Source organism: Kitasatospora sp. NPDC004240, from assembly GCF_053603215.1.
Genome location: NZ_JBSGFD010000283.1, coordinates 1 through 8,169, shown reverse-complemented (window position 1 = coordinate 8,169; position 8,169 = coordinate 1). Strand labels below are relative to the sequence as shown.

The window sequence follows — 8,169 nt, the reverse complement described above, 5'->3', positions numbered from 1 at the left end:
CTCCCCGGCCCGCTCGGCCAGTGCCTGCGGAGCACTCCCGCACGCCCACGCCACCTCCCGCACCGGCGCGGACAACACCGCCCGCTCCGCCTCCGACAGGAACACCCCCCGCGCGTCACCCTCCGCGTCCGCGGCCATCGCCTCCAGCACCAGCCGGTACATCCCACCCAGCCGCTCCAGGCTCGCCTGGCTCAGCACCCCGGCGGAGACGTGGAAGTTCACGCTGCCGCGGGTCGGGATGACATTGAGCGCGAACTCGTTGATCCCGTCGCTGACGCCGCCGTCCACGTCGACCGTGTCGGTGTCGACCTGGTGGAAGTCGAGGAACTCGAAGAGCACGGTGAGCAGGTCGCGGGTGTTCCCGGCGGCGCGCTGGATGGCGGGCAGCGGGTAGCGGCGGTGCGACCAGATCGCGGTCTCCGTCGCGTACGTCTGCTCGACCAGCTCACGCCAGGTCGCGGCACCCTGGGTGACCGGGAAGGGCAGGGTGTTGAGGTGCATCCCGAGCACCCGGTCGGCGCCCGGGGCCTCCAGGCGGCCGTGGTAGACCACGCCGGTGTGGAAGGCGGCATCCGGGGTGAGTGAGGACAGCACCTTGAGGTGGGCCGAGAGCAGCACGCTCTTGAGCGAGGTCTTCGCTCGGGCGGCCAGCTCGCGCAGCCCGTCCTCCAGGTCCGCGAACGGCACCTGGAGGTGGCGGCGGGTCGCCTCGCCCGCCTCCGCGGCCCAGCCGGCCGGGAGCGTCAGGGGCGAGTGCTCCTCGACGATGCCCTGCCAGAAGGCCTGGGTCGCCGGGTCGGCGAGGGCGGCCCGCTCGGCGGCGATGAAGTCGGCGTACCGCACCGCCGGCTGCTCGTAGGCGTCCGGCGTGCCCGGGTCGCGCAGCGCGCGGTAGCGGTCGAGCACCTCCATCAGCAGCGAGTTGTAGCTCCAGCCCTCCGAAATGGCGTGGTTGTAGGTGAAGTTGAGCCGCCAGGAGCCCTCGGACTCGACGAGGGCGGAGACCCGCAGCAGCGGCGCGACGGTGAGGTCGAAGGTCCGGGACTGCTCGCGCTGGAGGAACTCGCCCTTCAGCCGGGCCCGTTCGTCCTGGTCGAGGCCGCGCAGGTCCTCCAGGACCACCCGGTAGTCGGCGGTGGCGTGCACGATCTGCAGCGGTTCGCCGAAGCCCTCCAGGTGCATGGAGGTCCTCAGGATGTCGTGCCGGGCCGCCACGGTGTCCACGGCGCCCTGCAGGGCCTCCAGCGAGAAGGGCTGCCCGTCCCTGATCAGGAAGGAGTTGACGTTGTGGTACAGGCTCCGCCCGGTGGCGGAGGCGGTGGCGAGCAGCTCGACGAGCATGCCGGTCTGCACCTGGGAGAGCGGGTAGGCGTCCACGGCGTCGGCGGGCAGCATCGCCCGGTCGGCGTCGCCGATCAGCGCGAACGGCCGGACGGCGGTGATCAGGGACTCGCCGCCGTCGCCGACCGTGGCGGCCAGCGCGGCGACGGTGCGGTGCTCGAAGACCGCGGGGACGGTGATGTCGAAGCCGGCCGCGCGCAGCGCGCCGACCAGGCGGACGACCCGCATCGAGTCGCCGCCGAGGTCGAAGAAGCTGCTCTCCACGCCCACCTGCGGCAGGCCGAGGACCTGGGCCCAGATCGCGGCGATCCGCTCCTTGGCGGGGGTGCGCGGGGCGACGTACTCCGAGGCGCTGAAGGCCTCGGCGTCGGGGGCGGGCAGAGCACGCACGTCGACCTTGCTGCTGCTGGTCAGCGGGATCCGGTCGAGCAGGACGAACCCGGCCGGGACCATGTACTCCGGCAGGCTCTCGCCGAGCCGGGCGCGCAGCTCGGTCAGGTCGAGCGGCCCGGCCGCCACCAGGTAGGCGATCAGCCGCTTGACCCCCGGGGCCGGCTCGTGGACGGTCACCACGGCGTCGCGGATGCCCGGGCGGGAGGTCAGCGCGGACTCGATCTCGCCGAGCTCGACGCGGTGGCCGCGGATCTTGACCTGGCTGTCGATGCGGCCGAGGGAGTCCAGGGTGCCGTCGGGCAGGCGGCGGGCGAGGTCGCCGGTGCGGTAGAGGCGGGAGCCGGGCGGGCCGAAGGGGTCGGGGACGAAGCGCTCGGCGGTGAGTCCGGGGCGGTCGAGGTAGCCGCGGGCCAGGCCGGGGCCGCCGACGTGGATCTCGCCGGGGACGCCGACCGGCACCGGGTGGCCGGCCGCGTCCAGCAGGTGGATGGTGAGGTCGCCGACCGGGCGCCCGATGACGCTGCGGCGCGGGTCGGCGAGGTCCTCGGCGCCGACCCGGTGGTAGGCGCAGTGCATGGTGGTCTCGGTCGGGCCGTACAGGTTGACCGGCTCGGGGTTCTCCAGCCCCATCCGGGCGACCCAGGGCTGGAGTTCGACGGCCTCCAGTCGCTCGCCGCCGAAGGCGACGAGGCGCAGGGCCAGCCGGTCGATCCGCGGGTCGCCGTCCTTGGCGGCCGCGGCGAGCCCGGAGAACGCGGACGGCGTCTGCAGCAGGACGGTGACCCGCTGCTCGACCATGAGGTCCAGGAGGTCGTGCGGCGAGCGGGCGACCGACGAGGGGACGACGACGAGCCGGCCGCCGTGCAGCAGGGCGGCCCACATCTCCCAGACGGAGACGTCGAAGCTGTAGGCGTGCGACTGGGTGACCACGTCGTCCGGCCGGAAGGTGAACTGCTCGCGGGTGGTGGCGAAGTGGCGCACCACGTTGGCGTGGGTGAGGCTGACGCCCTTGGGCAGGCCGGTGGAGCCGGAGGTGTAGATGACGTAGACCAGGTTGTCCGGGCGCACGTCCGTCACGGGGGCGGTCGCCGGGCGGGCCGCGATCTCCTCCGCATGGGCGTCGATGGGCACACGGGTGCCCGAGAACTCCAGCTCACCCAAGGAGGAGTGGGTGACGAGGAGTTCGGCCTTGGCGTCGGCCAGCATGTAGGCGAGGCGGTCGGCCGGGTTGGCCGGGTCCAGCGGCAGGTACGCCGCGCCGGACTTGAGGATGCCGAGCAGGGCCGGGATCAGGTCGGGGCCGCGCTCCAGGGAGAGGCCGACGATCCGCTCGGGGCCGGCGCCCAGGGCGATGAGGTGGTGGGCGATCCGGTTGGCCCGCTCGTCCAGCTCGGCGTAGGTGAGGCTCAGGTCACCGCTGGTGAGGGCGACGGCGTCCGGGGTGCGGGCGGCCTGGGCCGCGAAGAGCTCGTGGACACACTCCTCCACGGGCTGCTCGACGGTGGTGTTCCAGGTGTCGAGCAGCAGGGAGAGCTCGGCCGCGGGCAGGTGGGCGGCACGCGCGTCCCCGTCCGGGTCGGTGGCCATGGCCTCCAGCACCAGCCGGTACATCGCGCCCAGCCGCTCCAGGCTCTCCGCGGTGAAGTACTCCGTCGAGCCGGTCAGGTTGAAGTACCCGTTCGAGGGGATCGCGTTGAGCGCGAACTCGGTGGTGCCGTCGTTGATCCCGCCGTCCACGTCGACGGTGGCGGTGTCGACCTGGTGGAAGTCGTGGTGGTCGAAGAGGACGGTGAGCAGCTCGCGGGTGTTGTCGGCGGCGCGCTGGATGGCAGGCAGGGGGTAGCGGCGGTGCGACCAGATGGCGCTCTCGGTGGCGTACGTCCGCTCGACCAGCTCGCGCCAGGTCCTCGATCCCCGACTGGCCGGGAAGGGGAGGGTGTTGAGGTGCATGCCGAGTACGCGGTCGGCGCCCGGCGCCTCCAGACGGCCGTGGTAGACCACCCCGGTGTGGAAGGCGGCATCCGGGGTGAGTGAGGACAGCACCTTGAGGTGGGCCGAGAGCAGCACGCTCTTGAGCGAGGTCTTCGCTCGGGCGGCCAGCTCGCGCAGCCCGTCCTCCAGGTCCGCGAACGGCACCCGGTGGCTCACCTGTCCACCCGGCTCGCCGCCCCAACCGGCGGGGAGCGCGAGGGGGTTGTGGGTGTCGACGACCTGCTGCCAGAAGGCCTGGTCGGCGGGGTCGGCGAGGGAGGCCTGTTCGGCGGCGATGTAGTCGGCGTAGCGGACGGCGGGTGCCACAAAGGCTGCCGGTTCGCGGCCGTCGCGCAGGGCCTGGTAGGCGTCCAGGAGCTCCATGAGGAGGGAGTTGAGCGTCCAGCCGTCGGTGACGGTGTGGCTGTGGCTGGTGGTGACCCGCCAGGCCTGGTCGGACTCGATGTGCACGGCGAAGCGCAGCAGCGGGGCGGCCGTCAGGTCGAAGCCCGCCGCGCGCTCCTCCCGTACGTACGCGTCCGCCCGTTCCCCGGCCTGCTCGGGGGTGAGGCCGCGCAGGTCGTGGACGGTGAGCGGGAACCGGACGGTGGCGTGGACGAGCTGGAGGGGCTGGGAGTAGTCCGCGAGGTGCAGTGAGGTGCGCAGGATCTCGTGGCGGTCGGCGACGAGGTCGAGTGCGCCACGCATGGCGGTGGCGTCGAAGGGGTGGGCGTCGGGGATCCGGAAGGAGTTGAGGTTGTGGTAGAGCCCGCGGTCGCCGGAGGTCATCAGCTCGACGAGCATGCCGGTCTGGATCTGCGAGAGCGGGTAGGCGTCGACGATGCCGGCGGGGAGGGCGTTGCGGTCCTCCTCCGCGATCAGCGCGAAGGGCCGGACGGCGGTGATCAGCGACGCGCCGCCGTCGCCGACCGTGGCGGCCAGCGCGGCGACCGTGCGGTGGTCGAAGACGTCGCGGATGCTCACGTCGTAGCCGGCCGCGCGCATCGCTCCGACCAGGCGGACGGCACGGATCGAGTCGCCGCCCAGGTCGAAGAAGCTGTCCTCCACGCCCACCTGGGTCAGGCCGAGGACCTCGGCCCAGATCGCGGTCAGACGCTCCTCCAGCGGAGTGCGTGGCGCGGTGTAGCCGCCGGTGGTGAAGGCGTCGAGGTCCGGGGCGGGCAGGGCACGGCGGTCGAGCTTGCCGCTGTTGCTCAGCGGGAGGGCGTCCAGGGCGACGAACGCGGCCGGGACCATGTACTCCGGCAGCGTGACGGCCAGCGCGGCACGCAGCGCGGCCGTGTCGGCCCCCGCGCCGGCGGACCCGGTGACGACGTAGCCGACCAGGGACTTCTCTCCCGCCGCGTTCTCTCGGACGGTGACCACGGCCTGGCGCACCCCGGCGCAGGCACCCAGCGCGGCCTCGATCTCGCCGAGCTCGACGCGGTAGCCGCGGATCTTGACCTGGCCGTCGATGCGGCCGAGGAAGTCGATGGCGCCGTCGGGCAGGCGCAGGACGAGGTCGCCGGTGCGGTAGAGACGGGAGCCGGGGGCGCCGAAGGGGTCGGGGACGAAGCGCTCGGCGGTGAGTCCGGGCCGGTCGAGGTAGCCGCGGGCCAGGCCCGGGCCGCCGATGTACATCTCGCCGGGCACGCCGACCGGCACCGGGTGGCCGGCCGGGTCCAGCAGGTGGATGCTCAGGTCGCCCAGCGAGTGGCCGATGTTGCTGCGGTGGGAGGTGGCCACCTCGTCGGCGGTGATCACGTGGTGGGTCGCGTAGACGGTGATCTCGGTGGGGCCGTACATGTTGACCAGGGCCGGGTGCTCGGTGCCCTTGCGGGCCGTCCAGGAGCGGAGTTCGGCCATGTCGAGGCGCTCGCCGGCGAAGATGACGGCGCGCAGGGCGAGTTCGTCCACCCGCGGGTCGTCCTGCTCGGCCAGGCCGGACAGCGCGCGGAAGGCGGAGGGCGTCTGGCACAGCACGCTGACCCGCTCGCGGACCAGCAGGTCGATCAGGTCGTGCGGGGAGCGGCTCACGGTGGGCGGGACGACGACCAGGCGGGCGCCGTGCAGCAGGGCGCCCCACATCTCCCAGACGGAGACGTCGAAGGCGTAGGAGTGGAACAGCGCCCACACGTCGTCGGCCGAGAAGGCGAGCTGTTCGCGGGTGGTGGTGAACAGCCGGGCGACGTTGGCGTGGGTGAGGCTGACGCCCTTGGGCAGGCCGGTGGAGCCGGAGGTGTAGATGACGTAGATCAGGTTGTCCGGGCGCACGTCCGTCACGGGGGCGGTCGCCGGGCGGGCCGCGATCTCCTCCGCATGGGCGTCGATGAGTACACGGGTGCCCGGGAACTCCAGCACGTCCAAGGAGGAGTGGGTGACCAGGAGTTCGGCCTTGGCGTCGGCCAGCATGTAGGCGAGGCGGTCGGCCGGGTTGGAGGGGTCCAGCGGTAGGTAGGCCGCGCCGGACTTCAGCACGCCGAGCAGGGCCGGGACGAGGTCCGGGCCGCGCTCCAGGCTGACGCCGACCACGGTGTCGGGGCGGGCGCCGAGGGCGGTGAGGTGGTGGGCGATCCGGTTGGCCCGCTCGTCCAGCTCCGCGTACGTGAGGCTCAGGTCACCGCTGGTGAGGGCGACCGCGTCCGGGGTACGGGCGGCCCGGGCGGCGAACAGCTCGTGGAGGCAGTTGTCCACGGGCTGCTCGGTGCTCCGCTGCCACTCGGCGAGCAGCCGGCGGTCGGCCTCGGGGAGCGGGACGGCGAGGGCGTCGCCGTCCGGGTCGGCCGCCATCGACTCCAGGACCAGCCGGTAGAGGGCGGCCAGCCGCTCCAGGCCACTGCCACCGAGGGCGGCGGTGCCGGCGGCGAGGCCGAGTCGCCCGTTGCCGGCGATGGCCATCAGGGCGAACTCGTTGCCGCCGCCGTCCAGGCCGCCGTCGATGCCGATGCCGCCGCCGACCCTCCCGGTGTCGACCTGGTGGAAGTCCTGGTAGTCGAAGAGGGTCGAGACCAGGCCCGCGGCGCCGCCCGCGGCGCGCTGGACGGCGGGCAGCGGGTAGCGGCGGTGGGACCAGATGGCGGTCTCGGTGGCGTACGTCCGCTCGACCAGTTCGCGCCAGGTGCGGGCGCCGCGGGTGGCCGGGAAGGGGAGGGTGTTGAGGTGCATGCCGAGTACACGGTCGGCGCCGGGGGCCTCCAGCCGGCCGTGATAGACCACGCCGGTGTGGAAGGCCTCGTCGGGGGTGAGCGCGGACATCACCTTGAGGTGCGCGGCCAGCAGCACGCTCTTGAGCGAGGTCTTCGCCCGGGTGGCGAGGACGCGCAGGCCGTCCTCCAGGTCGGCGTAGTCGACGGTCCGGCCGGCCGAGGCCTGCGGCGCCGCCTGGTCCGCCCAGCTGCCAGGCAGGACCAGCGGGCTGTGCTCGTCGACGACCTGCTGCCAGAAGTCCTGGTCGGCGGGGTCGGCCAGGGAGGCCTGTTCGGCGGCGATGTAGTCGGCGTAGCGGACGGCCGGCACCTCGTAGGCTGCTGGTTCGCGGCCGTCGCACAGGGCCTGGTAGACGTCCAGGAGCTCCATCAGCAGGGAGTTGAGCGTCCAGCCGTCGGTCACGGTGTGGCTGTGGCTGAAGGTCAGGTGCCAGGCCCGGTCGGACTCGATGTGCGCGGCGATCCGCAGCAGCGGGGCGGCGGCCAGGCCGAAGCCCGCCGCACGCTCCTGCCGGACGTACCCGCGGGCCCGCTCCTGGACCTGCTCGGAGGTGAGGCCGCGCAGGTCGACGGTGGTGAGCGGGATCCGCGCCGAGGCGTGGACGAGCTGCAGCGGCTGCGAGTACCCGGACAGTGCGATCGAGGTGCGCAGGATCTCATGACGTGCCGCCAGGATGTCGATCGCGCGCCGGAGTTCCTCCTCCGCGTAGCCGATGGACTCGGCGACCCGGAAGGAGTTGAGGTTGTGGTAGAGCCCGCGATCACCCGAGGCCATCAGCTCGACGAGCATGCCGGTCTGGGCCTGCGAGAGCGGGTAGGCGTCGACGACGTCGGCCGGGAGGGCGTTGCGGTCGTCCTCGCCGATGAGGGCGAAGGGCTGGACGGCGGTGATCAGCGATTCGCCGGTGCCGACGCCCGGGAGGGCGGCGGCCATGGCGGCGATGGTGCGCTGCTCGAAGACGTCCGGGATGGAGACGTCATAGCCGGCCGCGCGGAGGGCGCCGACGAGGCGGACGGCGCGGATGGAGTCGCCGCCGAGGTCGAAGAAGCTGTCCTCGACACCCACCTGGGTCAGGCCGAGGACCTCGGCCCAGACTGCGGCGAGACGCTCTTCGATCGGAGTGCGGGGGGCGGTGTAGCCGCTCGTGGTGAACGCGTCGAGATCGGGGGAGGGCAGGGCGCGGGTGTCGACCTTGCCGCTGTTGCTCAGCGGGACGGTGTCGAGGGTGACGAACGCGGCCGGGACCATGTACTCGGG

The 8,169-nt window shown here is 73.0% G+C and carries 1 protein-coding gene; it reads right to left on the bottom strand.

Annotated features, from left to right (window positions below):
- Positions 1-8,169, bottom strand: an 8,169-nt coding sequence (locus tag ACWEQL_RS38955) for an amino acid adenylation domain-containing protein (RefSeq protein WP_452155760.1), incomplete at both ends; no start/stop codon positions are given.